Genomic DNA, 20,508 nt, shown 5'->3' on the forward strand with positions numbered 1-20,508 from the left:
TCTCTTCAGACGCGGTCGATGATCTTGTCGCCAAAGAGGCCTTGAGGACGAATGAGCAAGACGCCCAGCGCCAGCACGTACGCGAACCAGTTCTCGATGCCGCCGCCCACGTACGGGCCGAGGTAGATCTCGGACAGCTTCTCGCCCACGCCGATGATCAGTCCGCCCAGGATCGCGCCCGGCACCGAGGTGAGGCCGCCGAGGATCACGACCGGGAAGGCCTTCAGCGCGACCAGCGAGATCGAGTACTGCACGCCCAGCTTGCTGCCCCAGATCAGGCCCGCCACCAGCGCGACCAGCCCGCCGACCGACCACACGATGACCCAGATGCGGCCGAGCGGAATGCCGATCGACTGCGCGGCCTGGTGGTCGTCCGCCACGGCGCGCAGTGCGCGGCCGGTGCGCGTCTTCTGGAAGAACAGGGTCAGCAGCGCGACCAGCGCCGCGGCGGCCACCGCAGCATAGAGGTCCTCCTGGTTCAGCAGCAGGCCGCCTTCGAAGATGTTCTCGAGCACCAGCAGCGGATCCTTCGGCATGCCGATGTCGATCTTGTAGGTGGCGCTGCCGAAGATCAGCTGGCCGCCGCCGTCGAGCACGTTGGCGATGCCGAGCGTCGCCATCAGCAGCGTGATGCCTTCCTGGTTGACCAGCCGGCGCAGCGCGAAGCGTTCCACCGCCCAGGCCACGCCGACCATGCACAGCGCCGCCGCGATGAAGGCCAGCACGTTGGCCAGCAGCAGGCTGTCGAAGCCCAGCCAGCGCGGCAGCCATTCCGCGAAGCGCGCCATCGCCAATGCCGCGAACAGCACCATCGCGCCCTGCGCGAAGTTGAAGACGCCGGAGGCCTTGAAGATCAGCACGAAGCCGAGCGCGACCAGCGCGTACAGCATGCCGACCATGAGGCCGCCGAACAGGGTTTCGAGGAAAAAGCCCATCAGTGTTCCACCCCGAGGTAAGCCCGGATCACGTCGTCGTTGTTGCGCACTTCGTCCGGCGTGCCGTCGCCGATCTTCTTGCCGTAGTCGAGCACCACCACGCGGTCGGAGATGTCCATCACCACGCCCATGTCGTGCTCGATCAGCACGATGGTCGTGCCGAACTCGTCGTTCACGTCGAGGATGAAGCGGCTCATGTCCTGCTTCTCTTCCACGTTCATGCCGGCCATGGGCTCGTCGAGCAGCAGCACCTGCGGTTCCATCGCCAGCGCGCGGCCGAGGTCGACGCGCTTCTGCAGGCCGTAGGGCAGCTGGCCGACCGGCGTCTTGCGATACGCCTGGATCTCGAGGAAATCGATGATGTGCTCGACGAACTCGCGCTGCTCCAGCTCCTCGCGCTCGGCCGAGCCCCAGCCGAAGGGGTTGCGGAAGGCCTGCGCCAGCAGGCCGCTCTTCATCTTGAGGTTGCGCCCCGTCATGATGTTGTCGAGCGCGCTCATGCCCTTGAAGAGCGCCAGGTTCTGGAAGGTGCGCGCCACGCCCATCTCGGCCACCTGGCGCGAGTTCATGTGCTTGAAGACTTCGCCGCGGAAGGTGATGGAGCCCTGCTGCGGCTGGTAGACGCCGTTGATGCAGTTGAGCATCGAGCTCTTGCCCGCGCCGTTCGGTCCGATGATGGCCCGCACCTCGCGCTCGCGCACGTTGAAGCTGATGTCCGTCAGCGCCTTCACGCCGCCGAAGCTCAGGGAGATGTTCTGGATGTCGAGGACGACAGGCCGTGGCTCCGAGCCTGCCTGTGCAGGCTTGGACGGCCTGTCGAAGGATGGTTTCTGGCCATCCGTCGTCGCCCTGCTTTTTTCTGAACTCATGCTGCCGCCTTCACTTCAGCGAACCGCTTCGCATCGACGATCGTCAGCGTCGCGCTGACCGAGCCGGTGCGGCCGTCCTCGAACTTCACCTGCGTCTCGATGAACTGCTCGGCCTTGCCGCCATACAGCGCATCGACCAGCACCGCGTATTTCTGCGCCACGAAGCCGCGCCGCACCTTGCGCGTGCGGGTCATCTCGTCGTCGTCCGGGTCGAGTTCCTTGTGCAGCACCAGGAAGCGCGCGACCTGCGTGTCGGCCATGCCGGGTTCCGCGGCCAGGTCGGCGTTCACCTGGGCGACGCAGTCGGCCACCAGCGCCAGCACGTCGGGCTTGCCGGCCAGGTCGACGTAGCCGCCATAGGCCAGTCCGCGCCGCTCGGCCCAGTTGCCGACCGCCTCGTAGTCGATGTTGATGAAGGCGCAGACCGCGTCGCGCGCGTCGCCGAAGCACACGGCTTCCTTGATCTGCGGGAAGAACTTGAGCTTGTTCTCGATGTAGTTGGGCGCGAACATCGCGCCGCCGGCCATGCGGCCCACGTCCTTCGCGCGGTCGATGATGCGCAGGTGGCCTTCGCTGTCGAGCACGCCGGCGTCGCCGGTGTGGAAGAAGCCATCGGCGTCGAGCACCTCGGCCGTGGCGTCGGGGCGCTTGTAGTACTCCTTGAGCACCGACACGCCGCGCACCAGCACCTCGCCGTTGTCGGCGATGCGCAGTTCCATGCCGGGCGCCGCCGGGCCCACGGTCTGCAGCTTGACCTTGCCGTCTTCCTGCAGGCACACGTAGGCGCAGGTTTCGGTCTGGCCGTAGAACTGCTTCAGGTTGACGCCGATCGAGCGGTAGAAGCGGAACAGGTCGGGGCCGATCGCCGCGCCCGCGGTGTACGCCACGCGGATGCGGCTCATGCCCAGCACGTTGCGCAGCGGGCCGTAGATCAGCACGTTGCCGACGCCGTACATGAAGCGATCGACGGCGCTCACCGGCGCGCCGTTCAGGATGTCCGCACCCACGCGGCGGGCCAGCGCCATGAACTTCGCATACAGCCAGCGCTTCGGCGCGGCCGCGTCTTCCATGCGGATCGACACCGAGGTCAGCAGGCCTTCGAAGGTGCGCGGCGGGCCGAAGTAGTAGCTCGGTCCGATCTCGCGCATGTCGTTCATCACGGTCGCGGCCGACTCGGGGCAGTTGAGCGTGAAGCCGCCCACCAGCCACTGCGCCACCGAGAACAGGTGGTCGCCGACCCAGGCCATCGGCAGGTAGCTCATCACGTCGTCGCCCGGGCCGAGCCGGTCGGTGGTCACGCCGCCGCGGCCCGCCGCGATGAAGCTCGCATGCGTCTGGCACACGCCCTTGGGCCGGCCGGTGGTGCCGGAGGTGTAGAGGATCACGCCGACGTCGTCCGGCTCGCCGCTCGCGACGGCCGCGTCGAAGAAGTCCGGGTCGGTGGCCATGAAGCCGCGGCCGAGTTCACGCAGCTGCGCGAAGCTCATCAGCCCCGGCTGGTCGTAGTGGCGCAGGCCGCGCGGGTCGTCATAGACGATGTGGCGCAGCCGCTGCACGCCGCCTGCCTGCCGTTGCAGCTCGCGGCATTCGAGCAGCTTGTCGACCTGCTCCTGGTCTTCCGCGATCACGAACTCGATGCCCGCGTCGTCCAGCATGAACACCATCTCGCTCGCCACCGCGTCCTGGTAGAGCGGCACCGGCACGCCGCGCAGGCTCTGCGCCGCGATCACCGCCATGTAGAGATGCGGCCGGTTGGCACCCACGATGGCCAGGTTGTCGAAGGGCCGGAAGCCCAGGCTCGCGAGGCCGCAGGCCATCTCGCGCACGGCCTGCGCCGTGTCCGCCCAGGTCCAGGTCTGCCAGATGCCGAGGTCCTTCTCGCGCACGGCCGGAGCGTCGGGCTGTTGCCGTGCATGGGCCAGCAGCAGGCGGGGAAAGGTGGTGGGAGGTGTCGTCACAGTGGGCGGATCGTAGGTTGCACTTTGACGCCAAGTTGTCGTTGCGACGACAATCTCCGGGATACCACTCCCCGGAGTTTCCCGATGCCGATCGGCAGTCCCAGCGGCAATTCGATCCGCGACCGCGTGCGTGCGGCCACCGCCGCCGAGCTCGACAACGTCCCGTGGCTGCACACGCTGGCGCCGGCCGAGCGTCGCCGCGCCGAAGGTGCCGTGGTGGTCGGCGAGGCCGAGCCCGGCGATCTGGTCTGCCGCATCGGCCGTCCGCCGACCTATTGGTTCGGCGTGATCGAAGGCCTGCTGAAGATGAGCAACGACCGCGCCGACGGCACGTCGATGACCTACAGCGGCCTGCCGCCGGGCGGCTGGTTCGGCGAGGGCACGGCGATGAAGCGCGAGCCCTACCGCTACAACATCCAGGCGCTGCGCCGCAGCCTCGTGGCCGGCCTGCCGATCGACGAGTTCCACTGGCTGCTCGACCATTCGATCGGCTTCAACCGCTTCGTGATGAACCAGCTCAACGAGCGGCTCGGCCAGTTCATCGCGGCGCGCGAGGCCGACCGGCTCAACAACCCCGACGCGCGGGTGGCGCGCAACCTCGCGGCGCTGTTCAACCCGGTGCTGTTCCCCGGTGTGGGCGGCATGCTGCGCATCACGCAACAGGAACTGGCCTACCTGATCGGCCTGTCGCGCCAGCGCGTGAACGAGGCGCTGCGCGCGCTCGAGGCACAGGGCATGATCCGGGTCGAATACGGCGGCCTGCGGGTGATCGATCTCGCGGCACTGCGCGGCAGCGTGGCGGCCTCTCCGGCTTCGTCTCTTTCCCCACGGCGCGCAGCGCGCGCCGACCTTTCCCTTTCCTCCAGCAGCTCAGGCGCATAGACACATGACTTCATCGAAACACCTCACCCTCATCACCGGCGCCTCGCGCGGCATGGGCCGTGCCATGGCGGGGCAACTGCTGCAGTCCGGCCACGCGCTGGTCTGCATCTCGCGCAAGACCGACGAGGCGCTGGCGGGCCAGGCTCAGCAGGCCGGCGCGTCGCTCGAGCAATGGTCCTTCGACCTGGCCGAGCCGGCGGCGGCGGCCGAGCGCGTTCGCACGTGGCTTGCGCAGCAGGACGGCGCGGCCTTCGACAGCGTCACGCTGATCAACAACGCGGGCACCGTCGGCCGGCTCGGCCCGCTGTCGGCCGCCGCGTCGCCTGACCTCGCGCAGTCGCTGCGCATCGGGCTCGAGGCGCCGATGCTGCTGACGGCCGCCTTCCTCGCGGCCACGCAGTCGTGGCGCGGCGTTCGCAAGGTGCTCAACATCTCGTCCGGACTGGGCCGCAACGCGATGGCCAGCCAGGCGCCGTACTGCGCGGCCAAGGCCGGCATGGACCACTTCTCGCGCTGCGTCGCGCTGGAAGAAGCCGCGCTGCCGAACGGCGCGAAGATCGTGTCGCTCGCACCGGGCGTGATCGACACCGACATGCAGGTGCAGATGCGCGGCACCGACGCCGGCCTGTTCCCCGACCGCAGCCGCTTCCTGAAGCTCAAGGACGACGGGTTGCTCGACTCGCCCGCCACGGCCGCCGGCAAGGTGCTGGCCTATCTCGCGCGCGCGGACTTCGGCAGCAAGCCGGTGGCCGATGTGCGCGACGTCTGAAGACATCCGACATGGCCACCGCACAAGCCATCACCACGGCCGAGTACAAGCTGTTCCCGAATCCGCGCAACGTCCATCGCGTGGTGTTCGAGCACCAGGTGTTCGTGCCCTACCCGTACATGCTGATCGAGATGGAGGGTTACTACCTGAAGGGTCGCTACAGCCTGTTTGCCGCGCACCGGCTGTCCGACAACAAGTCGGGCCAGCTCGTCACGTTCGAGGACGCCGCCGACGAGACGAAGTTCAAGGCGAAGTTCGTGCCGGACTGAGCCGGTGGACGACATGGCGGACCCGATCGGCACGGCGCTGCCGGTGCTCTATTCCTTCCGCCGCTGCCCGTATGCGATGCGGGCACGGCTGGCGCTGCTGGCGAGCGGCCAGCGCTGCGAACTGCGCGAGGTCGTGCTGCGCGACAAGCCGGCCGCGTTGCTCGCCGTATCGCCCAAGGCCACGGTCCCGGTGCTCGTGACCACCGATGGCGCGGTCATCGAGCAGAGCCTGGACATCATGCTGTGGGCGTTGCGGCGCCATGACCCGTCAGGCTGGCTGCAGCCGGGCGATGCATCGTTCGACGACATGCTGGCGCTGGTGGCGCAGTGCGACTTGCACTTCAAGCCCGAGCTTGATCGCTACAAGTACCCCGGCCGCTACGGCGACACCGATCCGCTGATGCACCGCGAGACGGGCGCGTCGTTCCTGCGCCAGCTCAATGCACGCCTGCAGCAGCGGCGCTTCCTGGCGGGGCCGCGCGAAGCGCTGGCCGATGCCGCCATCGCACCCTTCGTGCGGCAGTTCGCGATGGTCGACCCGGCGTGGTTCGGCGCCAAACCGTGGCCGCGGCTGCGCGAGTGGCTGGCCGCGTGGGAAGGCGGTGCCGCCTTCGAGCGCGTGATGGGCAAGTACGAGGCCTGGAAGGCCGGCGAGGGCGTCGCCTTTCCGCCGTGAGGCGGTAGACCATAGGCCGCTGCGGCGCTTCATGCGGCTGACGGATGCCGCTGGCGTGACGCGTCACATGCGTCGCGTTTAGATTGCGAATTCGTTTTGTAATCTTTGGATTTCGAGTCAGGCGACTGGATTTCACGTTGTGTGGCTGGCCTGCGACGTGAGCAAAGTTCTGGCGAATCCAGGACCGCTCCACATGGGTTCGGATGGCAGACTGCCTCCCGTTTCAGGGAGTAGAAGATGACCATCAGATCCAGTGCGCGCGCATTGCGCGTGTCCGGCGCAGCCGTGCCGAAGTGGCAGGGCGAGCCTGCTTTGACGCCTGTCCGGCTGGAAGGTACCGAAGCGGTGAACCGCCTCTTCGAGTACCGCTTGCTGCTCAAGACGCCCGACCATCGGAGCTTCAGCCCCAGCGTGGCGCTGGATATCAAGCTCAACGAGGCGGTCGGTCGCGAGCTGACGGTTCATATCGAGCTGGAGGGCATGGGCACATTCGTCCCGGGCCTTGTCGGACCCACCGCCTCAGGGTTTGGCGCAGGCGAGCGCCAGATCAGCGGCATCGTGACGAAGGCACGTTTTCTGCGCGCATCGGACCGGCATGCGTATTACGAGTACACCTTGCGACCATGGCTGCATCTGGCGACGCTCACCAGCGATTGCAGGATCTTCCAGAACAAGACTGTCGTCGAGATTCTTGAAGAAGTGCTTGCCGACTATGTCTTTCCTGTCGAGAAGCGGCTCGGCACCCGCTATCCCGAGCGTGATACGCAGACGCAACTCAACGAGACCGATGCCGATTTCATGTTGCGGCTGTGCCAGGAATGGGGCATCAACTTCCACTTCGAGCACAGCGACGGTGGCCACAGGCTGGTGCTGTGCGACAACAACGGCGCATTCCCGGCCCATCCCAGCGAAGCGTATCGGCGCGTGCGTTTTCATGACGGAAAGAACCAGATCGACGAGGAGTTCATCGACGAGTTCATCATCAGCGACAGCCTCACCAGCGGCGCGTACCGCAGCCGGGAGTACGACTACACGAGGCCACGCGCATCGCTCGAGGCGAGCGACAAGGATCCTCGCGACACCGGCCATGCAACGCAGGAGCGCTACCTGTGGCGCGCCGACCAGGGCAGTGATTACAGCCAGCCGAATGCAGGCACGCTGGCGGACGCCAATCAGAGCGAGATGCAAGGCGCCTTGCTCGCGCGTCTGCGCATGGACGCGTTGCGCCAGACGGGCGTGCGCGCACAGGGACGCGGTCAACTGCGTGGGTTGCTTGCAGGGCACGTTGTCGAACTGACGCACCATCCCCGTCAAGAGGCCAATGGCGACTATCTTCTGATTTCGACGACGCTGTGCGTGGAGGACGTTGCCGAGGCTTCGCAAGGTGGTTCCGGCGCGCCACACGCGCAGCAATGGCAGGTCCACTTGACGTTCGAAGCGCAGCCGCTTCACCAGGCGTTGCGGCCTGACTTCACAGTGGCCAAGCCGCGCCACCACAGCCCCGAGACGGCCGTGGTGGTCGGGATCGACAACGCGCAAGGCACGCCGAACAACATCCACACCGATCACCTGGGCCGCATCAGGATCCAGTTCCACTGGGACCGTCACGGCGGGAAGAACGAGCGCAGTTCGTGCTGGGTGCGGGTGTCTAGCGCCTGGGCCGGCAACCAGTCAGGTGCGATGCATGTACCCCGCGTCGGCCAGGAGGTCATCGTCAGCTTCATCGGTGGCGACCCCGACCTGCCGATCGTCACCGGCCGGGTGTTCAACCAGCTCAACATGCCGCCCTGGCGGCTTCCAGGCCAGCAGGCCCTCAGTGGCTTCCGCTCGCGCGAACTCACTGCTGACGGCGGCAATGGCGCGGCGGGACGCAGCAACCATCTGATCCTCGACGACACGGCGGGCGGGCTGCAGGCCCAGCTCAAGAGCGACCATGGCCACAGTCAACTGAGCCTGGGCGACATCGCCCGCATCGAGGATCACGCCGGGCGCAAGGACCGGCGTGGCGAAGGCTTCGAATTGCGCACCGACGTACGTGGCGCCCTGCGCGCCATGGCGGGCCTGTTGCTGACGACCGAAGGTCGAGAGCGCGCCCGCAGCTATGTCACGGACATGGCCGAGCCCTTGCGTCGGCTGGTCGCAGCGCACACGCAGCACCGCACCACGGCATCGCTCGCGACCCGGCATCGTGCCCAGGAACCCGATGCCGACCAGGCCGAGGTGGCAGCTCGGTTGCAGACGCAGAACGAATCGATCCAGGGCACCGGTCCCGCCGACGTGGACGCCGGGCGTTTCCCGGAACTGACGGCGCCGCACCTGGTGCTTGCCAGCGCCGCAGACATTGCCGCCACGGCCGCCGGGAGCCTGCATTGCGCGGCGGGTGAGGACATCGCCACGACGAGCGCCGGTCATACGAGCGTCAGCAGCGGCAAGAGCTTTCTGGTCAGTGCCTTCGACGCGGTCCGGCTGTTCGCCCACAAGGCAGGCATCCGCATCTTCGCGGCCGGCGGGCCGGTCCAGCTTCAGGCGCAGGACGACATGATCGAACTGGTGGCGCAGCGCGCCGTCGAGATCATCAGCAGCAAGGACTGGATTCACTTGAAGGCCAAGCTGGGTATCTCGCTGGAGATCGAACACAGCCAGCTCGTCATGGACGCTGCGGGCTTCTCTTTCAAGACGCCCGGTGCTCATCACGTGTGGGCCGGCGATCACCAGACCTTCGGGCCGCACACCCTGCGCACCGCACTGCCGGAGATGCCCACGAACGTGTGCATCCCCTGCCTGCTGAAGGCTGCGCTCGCAGGCAGCCCCGTGGCGCTGATGTGAGGCGACCGTGACGATGAAGACCTTCATTCTTCTGGACGGTGCCATGGTGTATGGCGCTCTCTCGGTCTCGCCGCTGTTCAAGGACGGCAAGGCCGACTGGTTCGAGGCGTTGATGCCGCCCGGCGAAGCGCGACTGGCAGGACCATTGCTGATCGATCTGGCGGCCATTCGTGAGCACGGCATCGAGCAACCCGTCAGTCGTGTCGCCATGAGTTATCCGCAGCGCATGGCTTCCTCATTGGTGGAGTCGAAACAGACCTTGGCGGAATTGGCCGCTCATCTGCGTCGTTTCATGCGCTTCGTCGATCCGGACGGCGATGTCTTCGGGCTGCGCATTGCCGACAGCCGCGTGCTGGCGCATGTGGCACACGTTCTCGAAGCGGATCAATGGCATCGACTTACCGGCCCCATCGAACAGTGGGCGCTGTATGGCTACGACGGAAAGCTGACGCACTTGAAGCTGCGCAATGAAGAGCCCTCCGTCGCCAGCGACGCTCCGCTGCGGCTGAACGAGGCGCAGATTCATGCGCTCATCGATGCCAGTGAGCCGGATGCATTGCTTGCCGCGTTGGAACGCGATCCGGCGTCGAGGCCCGATGCCGATCACCTGCACAACCATCGCATGGCGCAGCAGTGCGTCAAGCAGTGGCTCGCAGAAGGTGGCAAGGATCGCGGTGCGTTGCTGGCGTTGGGGCGCCGGGCGTTTGCTGCGGTCGATGCACGAGGGTAGTGGCTTTGTCAGCGGTATCGAGCGAGGCGTTGCGGAATCGATGGAAGCTATTTATGGGGGATTGCATGAACAGTGATTTGAATGCGGATGGCAGCGGCATTTTGGAAGCGTGGAAGTGCATCCTCAGTTGGATTGCGACCCTCGCTTTATCGCTATCGGTGGCCGCTTGCGTCAGCGGGCTCAATGATCTTGTGCCTGATCAGAGCAAGGTTGGCGTGAGCGTCGCGGGTGTCGGGCATTACGGCCGAATGATTGGAATTCCCGGATTTTCTATCGACGGTTTTCACGCGGGCAACGTTGAAGGCTGGGGTGGTGGGGGCGGCGGGTTTTGCTGTGTTCTGCTGCCCCGCGTCGTTACCAAGCCCATCAACGTGACGGTGAAATGGGAGAGTTGCGATATCGGCCACATTAAGTTCGTCAATGATCGAATCGTTGATAGGAACGAAAGCTGCAAATTGGAGAAGCATGAGGAGGTCGTGCCGATTCATTTCACCGTCCAACCCGGTGAAGGAGGATCGGGTTTGAAAGTTCATTTTCTTCCTGGACACAAAGTTGAAGTCTGGTACACGCCGGAAGGACCGGCGAGCACCGAATACCTGGGGCCACCCTATCCTCGCGGCCCCGCGCCAGACTATGCGCCGCTGCCTGACGAGAAGCCGGCGGCAACGAGCACGAATCAAAAATAAGTATCTTCAGGGAGTAATTAAATGACTGAATTCAAGACGGCGCTCGACGTCGCAGTAAGTAGTTGCCCGGCATCCTTGCCGATTTCCCGAGCATACAAATGTGAGTTCACATTGAACATCGGACTGTTCTTTGATGGAACTGACAATAACTGGAATGTTGAAGGGGACTTGAGCAGTATCAACACGAACGTAGCTCGACTGTCCGCTGCCTACCGAAATAATCCATCGGAAGGCTTTTATCGGTACTATGTCTCGGGTATTGGAACCCCATTCACCGAAATTGGAGAAAAAAATCCACCAGCTTTGGGAGCGCCATTCGGTGCAGGCGGCGAAGCGCGCATCGTCTACGGCCTTCTGCAGGTGATCAACTCCATTCACAGTTTCGTGAACAACCAGATCAGAAGATTCACCCTCGACCAACTCGCCGCCCTCTGCTCCGAAACCCAAGTCCCCGATCTCAATACCGACCAGCCCCAGCCACCCCGGCTCACTCCCCAACAACAGATCCTCAAAGACCTCGGCCTCTCCCGCGGCCTCGTCGGCGCCAGCGACCGCAGCTTCCTCGGCGCGAACCTCGAAGGCGAGCGCCACCGCTTCTTCGCCCGCATCGCCGCCGAACTGACCCGGCAGGTCCAGGCCCGCGCCACGCTGCCCAAGATCTCGGCGATCTACCTCGACGTCTTCGGCTTCAGCCGTGGCGCCGCACAGGCGCGCGTCTTCACCTCCTGGCTGCATGCGCTGATGCTCAGCCGCGGCGAACTCTTCGGCGTGCCGAGCTACGTGCGCATGCTCGGTTTGTTCGACACCGTCTCCAGCGTCGGCGTGACCAATGCCGCCGGCGGCAGCGGCCACAACGCCTGGGGACTGGCCAAGGATCTGCGCATTCATCCCGAGGTGAAGCGCTGCCGTATCGCGAATCGGCGAAGGCGTTGCAGGAGAGGTCACGCATCAGTCAATACGCTTCGAGGAGGAGTTGCATGAACGACCAGTTGAATCCGTTCGGTAACCGCATTGCTGAAAGACGGATGAGCGTTGTCTATCGGGTAATGACCATCGCCCTATCGATATTTGTCGCCGGTTGCATCAGTGGCATCAATGACTTGGTGCCGGACCGGAGCAAGGTGGCCGTTCCAATTGCTGGCGTTGGTCATTACGGGAAAAGTATCGGAGTTCCAGAATTCTTTGTCGATGGTGCGTCGGGAGGTAATGTGTCGGGATGGGGCGGCGGCGGGGGCGGTTATTGCTGTGTACTTCTTCCACGTTCAATCACCAAGCCTGTGATGGTGAGGGTCAAATGGGAAACTTACAGAAGTCGTGTAAACGAAGGTCGGTACCACGAACAGGTAGTACCGATTCACTTTGAAGTAGAGCCCGGGAAAAGTTCAGGCTTGTATGTACATTTTCTTCCGGGACATAGAGTTGAAGTTTGGGTTCCGCGTGGCTATCCCGAGGCAGATGGATATCCAGGCCCGCCCTATCCTCGCGGCCCCGCGCCGGACTATGCGCCGCTGCCTGATGAGAAGCCGGCGGAAAAGAGCATGAATCAAGAATAAATATTTGTCAGGGAGTAATTAAATGAAGGAATTCAAGACGGCACTCGATGTTGCGGTAAGCAGCTGCCCGGCATCCTTGCCAATTTCCAGAGCGTACAAATGCGAATTCACACTGAACATCGGACTGTTCTTCGATGGAACTGACAATAATTGGAATGTTGAAGGAGACTTGAGCAGCATCAATACGAACGTAACTCGACTGTCCGCTGCCTACCGAAATACACCATCAGAAGGCTTTTATCGGCACTATGTCTCGGGTGTTGGCACTCCATTCACTGAAATTGGAGAAAAAATTCCGCCCGCTTTGGGAGCGCCGTTCGGTGCAGGCGGTGAGGCCCGTATCGTTTATGGCTTGCTGCAGGTCGTTAACTCCGTGTATCGCTTTGTCAACAAAGAAGTTCGATTCGACATAGACCAACTCGCCGCCCTCTGCTCCGAAACCCAAGTCCCCGACTCACTCTCCGACCAGCCGCATCCACCCCGGCTCACTCCCCAACAACAGATGCTCAAAGACCTCGGCCTCTCCCGCGGCCTCGTCGGCGCCAGCGACCGCAGCTTCCTCGGCGCGAACCTCGAAGGCGAGCGCCACCGCTTCTTCGCCCGCATCGCCTCCGAACTGACCCGGCAGGTCCAGGCCCGCGCCACGCTGCCGAAGATCTCGGCGATCTACCTCGACGTCTTCGGCTTCAGCCGCGGTGCCGCACAGGCGCGCGTCTTCACCTCCTGGCTGCATGCGCTGATGCTCAGCCGCGGCGAACTCTTCGGCGTGCCGAGCTACGTGCGCATGCTCGGTTTGTTCGACACCGTCTCCAGCGTCGGCGTGACCAATGCCGCCGGGGGCAGCGGCCACAACGCCTGGGGACTGGCCAAGGATCTGCGCATTCATCCCGAGGTGAAGCGCTGCGTGCACTTCGTCGCGCTGCACGAGTTGCGCGCCAACTTCCCGAGCGACAGCGTGGGTGGCGAAGAAGGCGTGGTGCCGGCCAATTGCAGCGAGCACTTCTACCCCGGCGTGCACAGCGACGTGGGCGGCGGCTACGCGGCGGGCGAGCAGGGCAAGGCGGGGATGGTCCGGAGCGTCGAGCCGGGGCGCTCCATCGCCAAACGCTTCGAGCCCGAGGAGGGGCGCAAGCTCTCGCAGTTCGCGCTCAACCGGATGTACGACGCAGCACGGGCAGCGTGCGAGAACCATGAATATGTGCCGTGGATGGACATCCATTCGGAGGCCGGCGGCGATCTGCGCTTACCTGAGCGCTACGCCATGTCCCACGACGCCTACGGCACCTACTACGTGCGCCGCGCCGTCGAGCGCTACTTCGCCGAACTCTGCGGCGTGCCAGCGGGCCTGAACGCACGCGATGCGCTGCGCCAGCATGGCCTGCGCTACCTGGCCTGGCGCTACCGCGTCACCGTCGCCAAGAGCTTCGAGGATCTCGGCAGCGTGAAGTTCGCCGCCATCGGAGAAGACGCGGAGTCCCTCGTGTACTACCGCTTGGGTCAGAAGATCTTCGAGGACCAGGTGCGCCTGCTGTCCAGCGCGGCGCCGCTGATCGACCTGAACCTCACCGGCGACAAGGAGGTACGCCAGGGCTTTCATCCGAAGGCTGCGGAGATCTTCAAGGAGATGAAGGCGCTTCGGCTGCACGACAGCCTGGGCAACTTCTTCGACACCTGGGTGCACGACTCCTACGCGGGTTTCATCGGCAAGTTCAGGCAGGCGGCTGGCGGCAACGCCACGCTGCGCAACCTGATTCACATCATGGCGGAGCCGCAGCGCTACGTGCGCTGGCGCGGGCTGTATTGCGGCAGCGACGTACAGGTGAATGCAAAACTGCCTCAAGCGCTGGATGGCGATGCACGACGAGCTGCCTGAATTGAATCCGGCAACGCAGCGAAAGAATCCCCATGCGTGATATCCGAGGCCGCCGGGCCATCCGCCTGGGCGACACCACCGATCACGGAGGCACCGTCAAAACTGCGCTGCGCGAGTTGACGGTGCATGGCATCGCCGCAGCTGGCGAGGGCAATGTCGTGCATTGCCCGAAGTGCAAAGGCGATTTCCGGATCGTCGCCACCGCAGGCGGCGGCCGTCGCCATCACGGCGTGCTGCTGGCCTACGAAGGCGACCGTACCGAATGCGGGGCGGTGCTCATCGCCTCGCTGCCCGGTTGAGCGCTGTACGCAGCCGATGAGACCGTTCAGTCCAGCAGCCGCAGCGCCGACTCCCACGCCATCTGCGAGTGCGCCAGCCCTTCTTCGCGGTTGAACTGCGCCGCGGTGCGTTCGCAGACCTCGACCGGCGGCATGCTCAGCTTGCGGCCGCCGCTCAAGGCCTTCACCTGCGCCTGGCATGCGCGCTCGAGGAAGTAGATGTTCAGGAAGGCTTCCGCGATGGTGCGGCCGGCGGCCAGCAGGCCGTGGTTGCGCAGGATCATCGCGCGATGGTTGCCCAGGCTCTTCACCAGCCGCTCGCGTTCCTCGAGATCCAGCGCGATGCCTTCGTAGGCGTGGTAGCCGAGGTGGCCGTAGAACTTCAGCGCATGCTGCGTGATCGGCAGCAGGCCTTCTTCCAGGCACGACACCGCAATGCCGTCGGCCGTGTGGGTGTGGATCACGCAGGCCAGGTCGTGGCGGGCCATGTGCACGGCCGAATGGATGGTGAAGCCGGCCACGTTCACACGCTGTTCGCCGTACTTCATGGCATCGTCCACGGCGCGGCCGCTCGGGTCGATCTTCACCAGGTCCGACGGCTGCATCTCGTGGAAGAGCACGCCGTAGCGGTTGATCAGGAAGTGGTCGGGCGTGCCCGGGATGCGTGCGCTGATGTGCGTGTCGACCAGGTCCGTCATGCGGAAGTGGGCGATCAGGCGGTACAGCGCGGCCAGGTCGTGCCGGGTCTTCGCTTCGGCATCCTGCGGGTCGATGGGTTCGAGCGCGTTCATTTCGGTGACTCCTGTGCGGGCGTTCATGAGGTGGTGAGGTCGGGCTGTTGACGGATGAGGCGGGCGACCGCATGGCTCTGCGGATCGTCCTGCCGTTCGAGCGCGGCGATCACGCCGAGGCGATCGGCCACGCTCTTGTCCTGGTTGAGTTTCATCTTGCCTTCGAGGCTGGCGATCGGCAGCGTCACCGCGACGATCGCCTTCATGCGCGACGCGGTCAGCGTCTCGGGCATCGCGCCGAAGGCCCATTCGCCGCCCAGCGGCGTGTCGTACTGCGCCACGGTGCGCTGCAGCACGGCGTGGATCGCCTGCGGGTCTTCCACCAGCGTAGGCATGCCGCGCACGTGGATGGCGGTGTAGTTCCAGGTCGGAAAGGTCATGCGGTTCTCGTACCAGCTCGGCGAGATGAAGGCATGCGGCCCCTGGAAGATCACCAGCGCGGGCGTGCCGAGCTGCAGGTCGCGCACCTGCGGGTTGGCGCGCGCGAGGTGCGTGGTCAGCATCCCGTGCGGGCCGACGTCGGCATCGAGCAGGAAGGGCAGGTGCGTGGCGTTCGGGCCGTCCGGCCCTTGCGTCACCAGCGTCGCAAAACTCCACTCGCGCATGCGTGCGTGCAGAAGCTGGGCATCCGTCTCCGCATAGGCGGGTGGCGTGTACATGCGTCGGTTCTCCCGGGCGTCAGGCGTGCTGCTGGAACCAGCGCACGGTGTCTTCGAAAGCCTCGTTGGCGACCTCGGCGACCGAGATGGCTTCGAGGAAGCTGTGCACCGTGCCCGGGTAGATCTTGGACGCGACGTCGACGCCTTCATTCTTCATCTTGGCGACCATCTCGATGTTGCCGTCGTACAGCGGATCGCACTCGGTGATGACCAGGAACGCCGGCGGAATGCCCTTGAGGTCGGCGTCCAGCAGGTTCATGCGCGGGTCGGTGAAGTCCTCCTTGCGGCCGAGGTAGTTCCGGTAGAACCACACCATCATGTGCAGCGACAGGCCGTAGTCGCCCGCGCCGTAGCGCACCACCGAGTCCTGGTACAGGTCGGTGCTGAAGCCGGTGTAGTTGAGCACCATGCCGCGGATCGGGCTGTTGCCCAGGTCGCGGAAATGCATCGAGGTGCACAGCGACAGGTTGCCGCCGGCCGAGTCGCCGCCGATGAAGAACTGCTTCGGGTCGAAGCCGATCTCGGCCGCGTTGGCGATCAGCCAGCTCACCGTGTCGATGCATTCCTCGATCGGCTGCGGGAACTTGGCTTCGGGTGCGCGCGTGTAGTTGATGCCCACCACCACGATGCCGGCGCGGTCCGCGTATTCGCGCATCAGCCGGTCGTGCGTGTTGATGCTGAACAGCACGAAGCCGCCGCCGTGGATGTACAGGAAGGCGCCGGGCATGCGGCGTTCCTTCGGGTAGTAGGTGCGGATCAGCACCTCGCCATGGCGCGTCGGCACCATCTGTTCGGTGGTGCGCTCCATCACCGGGCCGCCGGCGGTCCAGGGGGCGCGCACCTGCTCGGCGATTTCCCGGCCTTCGGCGATCGACACCGTGTCGCGGCGCGGGAACTTGGCGGCGTCCGCGGCCATCTGCCGCACGAAGAGTTGGACTTGCGGATCGAGCGGCGCCGGCTTGGCGCCATTGGTCGATGCGGAGAAGGCTGGATCGAGATTGCTCATGTCTGTGAGTTGGCAGTTGGAATGAGGATGAGCGGACGCGAGCCGTGCATGGCGTTCAATAGCCGCGGGTCGTGTCCACCTGGTTGAAGAAGGGGGCCTGCGCGTGCAGTTGTCCGATGTTGCGCACGACCTGGCCGATCACCACGTCGTAGGTGGCCATGGTCGCCATGTGCGGTGTCACGACCACGCCGGGCGTGGTCCAGAGCGGGTGTTCGGCCGGCAGCGGCTCGGTCTCGAACACGTCGACCACGGCGCCGCGCAGCTGGCCGCTGCCGAGCGCCGCAATCAGGTCGGCCTCGACCAGATGCTCGCCGCGCCCGCAGTGGATCAGCGCGGCGCCCCTGGGCAGCCTGGAGAAGGTGCGTTCGTTCAGGATGCCGCGGGTCTGTGCGGTCAGCGGCAGCAGGCAGACCAGCACGTCGCACTGCGCGAGGAAGGCGTCGAACTGGTCGTCGCCGCCGAACATCGTCACGCCCTCGATCTCGCGCGCCGTGCGGGCCCAGCCGCTGACCGGATAGCCGAGCAGCGGCAGGCGCCTGGCGATGTGGCCGCCCAGTTCGCCCATGCCCATCAGGCCGACGCGGCAGCTCGCGGCCGGCGTCTGCAGCGGGCGCTTCCATTCCTGGATGCGCTGGCTGGCCATCGCCTGGTCGAGCTTGCGGTGGAAGTGCAGCACGCCCCACAGCACGAACTGCAGCATGCCTTCGGCCAGCATCGGGTCGACCACGCGGCACACCGGCAGGCGGCTCACGTCCTGGCCGGCCACCACGTTGTCGACGCCGGCGGCGATGCTGTGCACCAGCTTCAGCCTGGGCATCTGCGCATAGGCGCCGTGCGGCGCGTTCCAGCAGACGGCCACTTCGGCATCGACGAAGCGCGGGTCGGGCCAGATCACGACATCGAGCGACGGATCGGCCGCCGTCAGCATCGGGCGCAGGAATTCGAGGTTGGCGGAACTGCTGAGAAGGGCAACGATCGTCATGGTGCGGAAATCAGGTAACGGGCCAGCGCGTGGTACGCGGGCAGGGTGGTCGGGTCGGTGTGCATGCTGGCGGCCATCGGGTGCGAGGCGAAGCGCGCGATCACCATCTCGGCGAACGGGTCGACGTAGATGTTCTGGCCATGGATGCCGCGCGCCATGAAGGCGCCGTGCGCGTTGTGCGTCACCCACCACATGTTGCGGTAGCTCCAGCCCGGCAGCAGCGGGTAGCTCGCGCTGGCGAAGTGTGCGCGGTCGCCGCCCATGCGGATGTCGTCGATGGCCGCGGTCGGCACGACCTGGCGGCCGTTGAACCAGCCTTCGCCGCGCATCATTTCGCCGAAGCGCGCCATGTCGCGCAAGGCGCCGTTGAAGCCGCCGCCGGCGAACTCGGTGCCTTCGGCATCGAGCGTCATGTAGGCGTCCTGTTCGGCGCCGAGCTGCGACCAGATGCGCTGGCTCAAGGCTTCCGACAGCGACAGTCCGGTGACGCGCCGCACGATCCAGCCGAGCACGTCGGTGTTGATGGTGCGGTAGGTGAAGCCGCGGCCATGCTCGCCGGTCGACTTCACGGTCTGCAGGTAGGCACAGAAGCCGTCGATGCCGTCATAGCCCGCGGGCCGCGGCACGATGCCGCCGGCGCGTGCGTGCGTCCAGACTTCGGCGTTCGGGTTCACGTATTCCTCGGAGAACTGCAGCGCGGTCGTCATGTCCATGACCTGGCGCACCGTCGCATTGCCCCAGCCGCTCACGGCCAGCTCGGGCACGTACTGGGTGACCGGTGCGTTGGTGTCGAGCAATCCGTCGGCGGCGAGCGACGCGGCGAGCGTGGCGACCAGCGACTTCGTCACCGACCAGCCGATGTGCTGGCCGTGCGCCTGCAGCACGCCGGGATAGCGCTCGTAGACGATGCGCCCGCGGTGCAGCACCACGATGCCGTCGGTGTAGTTGGCGGCCAGCGATGCGTCCCAGCGCATCGGGCGCGCGCCGCCCAGCGGCAGGAACTCGACCGCCTCGATGTCGTCGCGGTCGGCGCGCGGCAGCGGCCGCAGCGGGCCGTGGCCGCGCCAGACGTTCACCGTCGGCATCAGCTGGCGGATGTTCGAGAAGGACCAGCGCAGCTGCGGAAAGGTGAAGAGCCCGCCCTCGGCGAAGCGGACCTGGCGATCGCGCGGCGGCGGGGAACCGAGCATCCAGCGTTGGGCGGCGGGATGGCTGGCGGCGGCGTCGGGAATTTGCGGTGTGTTGTTCATGTGACGAGTCTCCTTGAATCCTTCGGTCGAGGCGGCCGCTCGGGCATGTGCCCGCGGCTTCCGGACCGTTGCGCTTCAAGGCGCCATGGCGTTGCGTCGCGTCATGCCGCTGCCATCAGGTGCCGCGCCAGCGCGTGGTAGGCCGGCAGCGTGGTCGGGTCGCTGTTGGCGCTGGCAGCCTTCGGATAGGACGCGAAGCGCGCGATCACCATCTCGGCGGCCGGGTCCACGTAGATGTTCTGGCCATGGATGCCGCGCGCGCAGTACGCGCCGTGTTCGTTGTGCGTCATCCACCACTGGTCGCGGTAGCTCCAGCCAGGCAGCAGCGCGTAGCCGGCCTGCGCGAAATGCGCCGGGCTGGCGCCGCGGCGCACGTCGGCGACCGCGGCCTCGGGGATGATCCGCCGGCCGTTGAAGAAGCCGTCGCAGCGCATCGTCTCGCCGAAGCGCGCCATGTCGCGCAGTGCGCCGCTGAAGGCGCCGCCCGCGCCGGCCCGGCCGTGCGGGTCGACCACGAACCAGGCGTCCTGCTCGGCGCCCATCGGCGTCCACAGGCGCTCCTCGACGAGCTGCTCCAGCGGCTGGCCGGTCACGTTGCAGAGGATCCAGCCGAGCACCTCGGTGTTGACCGTCTTGTAGGTGAAGCGTTCGCCGTGCGTGCCGCTGGACCGGATGGTGCGCAGGAAGTCGCGCAGACCGACCGGGCTGCCGGCCGGCGCCGGCATGCCGGGCAGCTGGCCCGCGGTGCGCAGGTAGGTCCAGACCTCGGCGTCGGCGCGGGTGTAGTCCTCGTCGTAGTGCAGCGCGGTCGTCATGTCCATCACCTGGCGCACCGTGGCGTCGGCCCAGGCGGTGCCGGCGAGTTCGGGCACGTACGCCGGCACCAGCGCGTCAGGGTCGATGCGGCCGGCCACCATCTCGGCGGCGGCCAGCGTGCCGACCAGCGACTTGGTGACCGACATGCAGACGTGCGGCTTGTGCGGTTTCAGCGGGCCGTCGAAGTACTCGTAGACGACCTGGCCGCGGTGCAGCACCACGATGCCGTCGGTGTGGTTCGCGGCCAGCGAGGCGTCCCAGCGCATCGGCGTGCCGCTGCCCATCGGCACGAAGGTCAGCGCGTCGATGTCGTCGCGCAATGCGCGCGGCAGGCTGCTGGCCGGGCCGGGACCGCGCCAGACGTTCACCGTCGGGCTGGTCTCGCGCATGCCGCTGAAGCGGGCGCGCATGCGTTCGGGCGACAGCGCGTCCGGGTCGATCGCCAGCGAAGGCGCGCCCATGTGCCAGCCCAGGTCGACCGCGGGTGCGGCCGGTGCTGCAGCGGCGGAGGCCGAAGTGGTGATGCTCATGCCGCCAGCTTGTGCTCGAAGAAGTCCAGCCCCGGCATCGCGCCCAGCAGCGTGCGCGTGTAGGCATGCTGCGGGTTGCTGAAGAGCGCGCCAGGCGCGCCGCGCTCGACGATCTGGCCCTTCTGCATCACGACCACCGAGTTGGAGATCTCCGCGGCCACGCGCAGGTC

The 20,508-nt window shown here is 65.9% G+C and carries 20 protein-coding genes; 11 read left to right on the top strand and 9 right to left on the bottom strand.

Translation table 11 applies throughout. From position 1 onward, the window contains the following. Positions 1 to 5: 5 nt before the first annotated feature. Genes AC07PZ_RS24570 through AC07PZ_RS24580 form a run of 3 tightly spaced genes read right to left on the bottom strand, consistent with a single transcriptional unit; the run spans position 6 to position 3,762 of the window. Positions 6 to 935 carry a branched-chain amino acid ABC transporter permease gene (locus AC07PZ_RS24570; RefSeq protein WP_495297762.1) on the bottom strand — a complete coding sequence of 310 codons (930 nt, stop codon included), beginning with the start codon at positions 933 to 935 and terminating at the stop codon, positions 6 to 8. Next, complete coding sequence (locus tag AC07PZ_RS24575; RefSeq protein ID WP_495297763.1) at positions 935 to 1,804, bottom strand: ABC transporter ATP-binding protein; 870 nt, start codon at positions 1,802 to 1,804, stop codon at positions 935 to 937. Before AC07PZ_RS24575 ends, AC07PZ_RS24570 begins: the two co-directional genes overlap by 1 nt. Then, positions 1,801 to 3,762 carry an AMP-dependent synthetase/ligase gene (locus AC07PZ_RS24580; protein WP_495297764.1) on the bottom strand — a complete coding sequence of 654 codons (1,962 nt, stop codon included), beginning with the start codon at positions 3,760 to 3,762 and terminating at the stop codon, positions 1,801 to 1,803. Before AC07PZ_RS24580 ends, AC07PZ_RS24575 begins: the two co-directional genes overlap by 4 nt. Positions 3,763 to 3,846: 84 nt before the next feature. Here AC07PZ_RS24580 and AC07PZ_RS24585 point away from each other — a divergent pair, with 84 nt between their 5' ends. The 11 genes from AC07PZ_RS24585 (at position 3,847) to AC07PZ_RS24635 (ending at position 14,325) form a co-directional block, all read left to right on the top strand. Then, positions 3,847 to 4,644, top strand: a complete 798-nt coding sequence (locus tag AC07PZ_RS24585; protein WP_495297765.1) for a Crp/Fnr family transcriptional regulator — start codon at positions 3,847 to 3,849, stop codon at positions 4,642 to 4,644. A 4-nt stretch (positions 4,645 to 4,648) separates the two neighbouring features. Beyond that, positions 4,649 to 5,413: an SDR family NAD(P)-dependent oxidoreductase gene (locus tag AC07PZ_RS24590; protein ID WP_495297766.1), complete on the top strand. Its 765-nt coding sequence runs from the start codon at positions 4,649 to 4,651 to the stop codon at positions 5,411 to 5,413. A gap of 11 nt (positions 5,414 to 5,424) precedes the next feature. Then, positions 5,425 to 5,682: a hypothetical protein gene (locus AC07PZ_RS24595; protein ID WP_495297767.1), complete on the top strand. Its 258-nt coding sequence runs from the start codon at positions 5,425 to 5,427 to the stop codon at positions 5,680 to 5,682. 13 nt (positions 5,683 to 5,695) lie between these two features. After that, on the top strand, positions 5,696 to 6,358 hold the full coding sequence (locus tag AC07PZ_RS24600; RefSeq protein ID WP_495297793.1) for a glutathione S-transferase: 663 nt from the start codon (positions 5,696 to 5,698) through the stop codon (positions 6,356 to 6,358). A gap of 237 nt (positions 6,359 to 6,595) precedes the next feature. Then, on the top strand, positions 6,596 to 9,184 hold the full coding sequence (locus AC07PZ_RS24605) for a type VI secretion system Vgr family protein (RefSeq protein ID WP_495297768.1): 2,589 nt from the start codon (positions 6,596 to 6,598) through the stop codon (positions 9,182 to 9,184). A gap of 13 nt (positions 9,185 to 9,197) precedes the next feature. After that, a complete protein-coding gene (locus AC07PZ_RS24610; protein WP_495297769.1) occupies positions 9,198 to 9,914 on the top strand; it encodes a DUF4123 domain-containing protein in 717 nt (238 codons plus the stop codon). Between the two features lie 65 nt (positions 9,915 to 9,979). Next, entirely contained in the window at positions 9,980 to 10,600 is a 621-nt protein-coding gene (locus AC07PZ_RS24615; RefSeq protein WP_495297770.1) for a DUF3304 domain-containing protein, read from the top strand. 21 nt (positions 10,601 to 10,621) lie between these two features. Next, the gene (locus AC07PZ_RS24620; RefSeq protein WP_495297771.1) at positions 10,622 to 11,581 is read left to right on the top strand and encodes a T6SS phospholipase effector Tle1-like catalytic domain-containing protein; all 960 of its coding nucleotides are present in this window, start codon (positions 10,622 to 10,624) and stop codon (positions 11,579 to 11,581) included. Continuing rightward, positions 11,578 to 12,153 (top strand): DUF3304 domain-containing protein, encoded by a 576-nt coding sequence (locus tag AC07PZ_RS24625; protein ID WP_495297772.1) that lies wholly within the window; start codon positions 11,578 to 11,580, stop codon positions 12,151 to 12,153. Before AC07PZ_RS24620 ends, AC07PZ_RS24625 begins: the two co-directional genes overlap by 4 nt. A 22-nt stretch (positions 12,154 to 12,175) precedes the next feature. Then, positions 12,176 to 14,026, top strand: a complete 1,851-nt coding sequence (locus AC07PZ_RS24630) for a T6SS phospholipase effector Tle1-like catalytic domain-containing protein (RefSeq protein ID WP_495297773.1) — start codon at positions 12,176 to 12,178, stop codon at positions 14,024 to 14,026. Positions 14,027 to 14,058: 32 nt separating this feature from the next. After that, entirely contained in the window at positions 14,059 to 14,325 is a 267-nt protein-coding gene (locus tag AC07PZ_RS24635; RefSeq protein ID WP_495297774.1) for a PAAR domain-containing protein, read from the top strand. 26 nt (positions 14,326 to 14,351) lie between these two features. Here the strand turns inward: AC07PZ_RS24635 and AC07PZ_RS24640 are convergent, their stop codons facing one another. The 6 genes from AC07PZ_RS24640 to AC07PZ_RS24665 all read right to left on the bottom strand — a co-directional run bounded on the left by AC07PZ_RS24640 (position 14,352) and on the right by AC07PZ_RS24665 (position 20,338). Further along, complete coding sequence (locus AC07PZ_RS24640) at positions 14,352 to 15,095, bottom strand: class II aldolase/adducin family protein (protein ID WP_495297775.1); 744 nt, start codon at positions 15,093 to 15,095, stop codon at positions 14,352 to 14,354. Between the two features lie 23 nt (positions 15,096 to 15,118). Next, complete coding sequence (locus AC07PZ_RS24645; protein WP_495297776.1) at positions 15,119 to 15,754, bottom strand: FMN-binding negative transcriptional regulator; 636 nt, start codon at positions 15,752 to 15,754, stop codon at positions 15,119 to 15,121. Between the two features lie 19 nt (positions 15,755 to 15,773). Then, on the bottom strand, positions 15,774 to 16,760 hold the full coding sequence (locus AC07PZ_RS24650; protein WP_495297777.1) for an alpha/beta hydrolase: 987 nt from the start codon (positions 16,758 to 16,760) through the stop codon (positions 15,774 to 15,776). Positions 16,761 to 16,815: 55 nt separating this feature from the next. Then, complete coding sequence (locus tag AC07PZ_RS24655) at positions 16,816 to 17,742, bottom strand: 2-hydroxyacid dehydrogenase (RefSeq protein WP_495297778.1); 927 nt, start codon at positions 17,740 to 17,742, stop codon at positions 16,816 to 16,818. Then, positions 17,739 to 18,992: a serine hydrolase domain-containing protein gene (locus AC07PZ_RS24660; protein ID WP_495297779.1), complete on the bottom strand. Its 1,254-nt coding sequence runs from the start codon at positions 18,990 to 18,992 to the stop codon at positions 17,739 to 17,741. The genes AC07PZ_RS24655 and AC07PZ_RS24660 overlap by 4 nt, the downstream gene beginning before the upstream one ends. Positions 18,993 to 19,093: 101 nt before the next feature. Further along, entirely contained in the window at positions 19,094 to 20,338 is a 1,245-nt protein-coding gene (locus tag AC07PZ_RS24665) for a serine hydrolase domain-containing protein (protein ID WP_495297780.1), read from the bottom strand. Positions 20,339 to 20,508: the final 170 nt, after the last annotated feature.

It is taken from the genome of Variovorax sp. GW821-FHT10B04, from assembly GCF_059415645.1.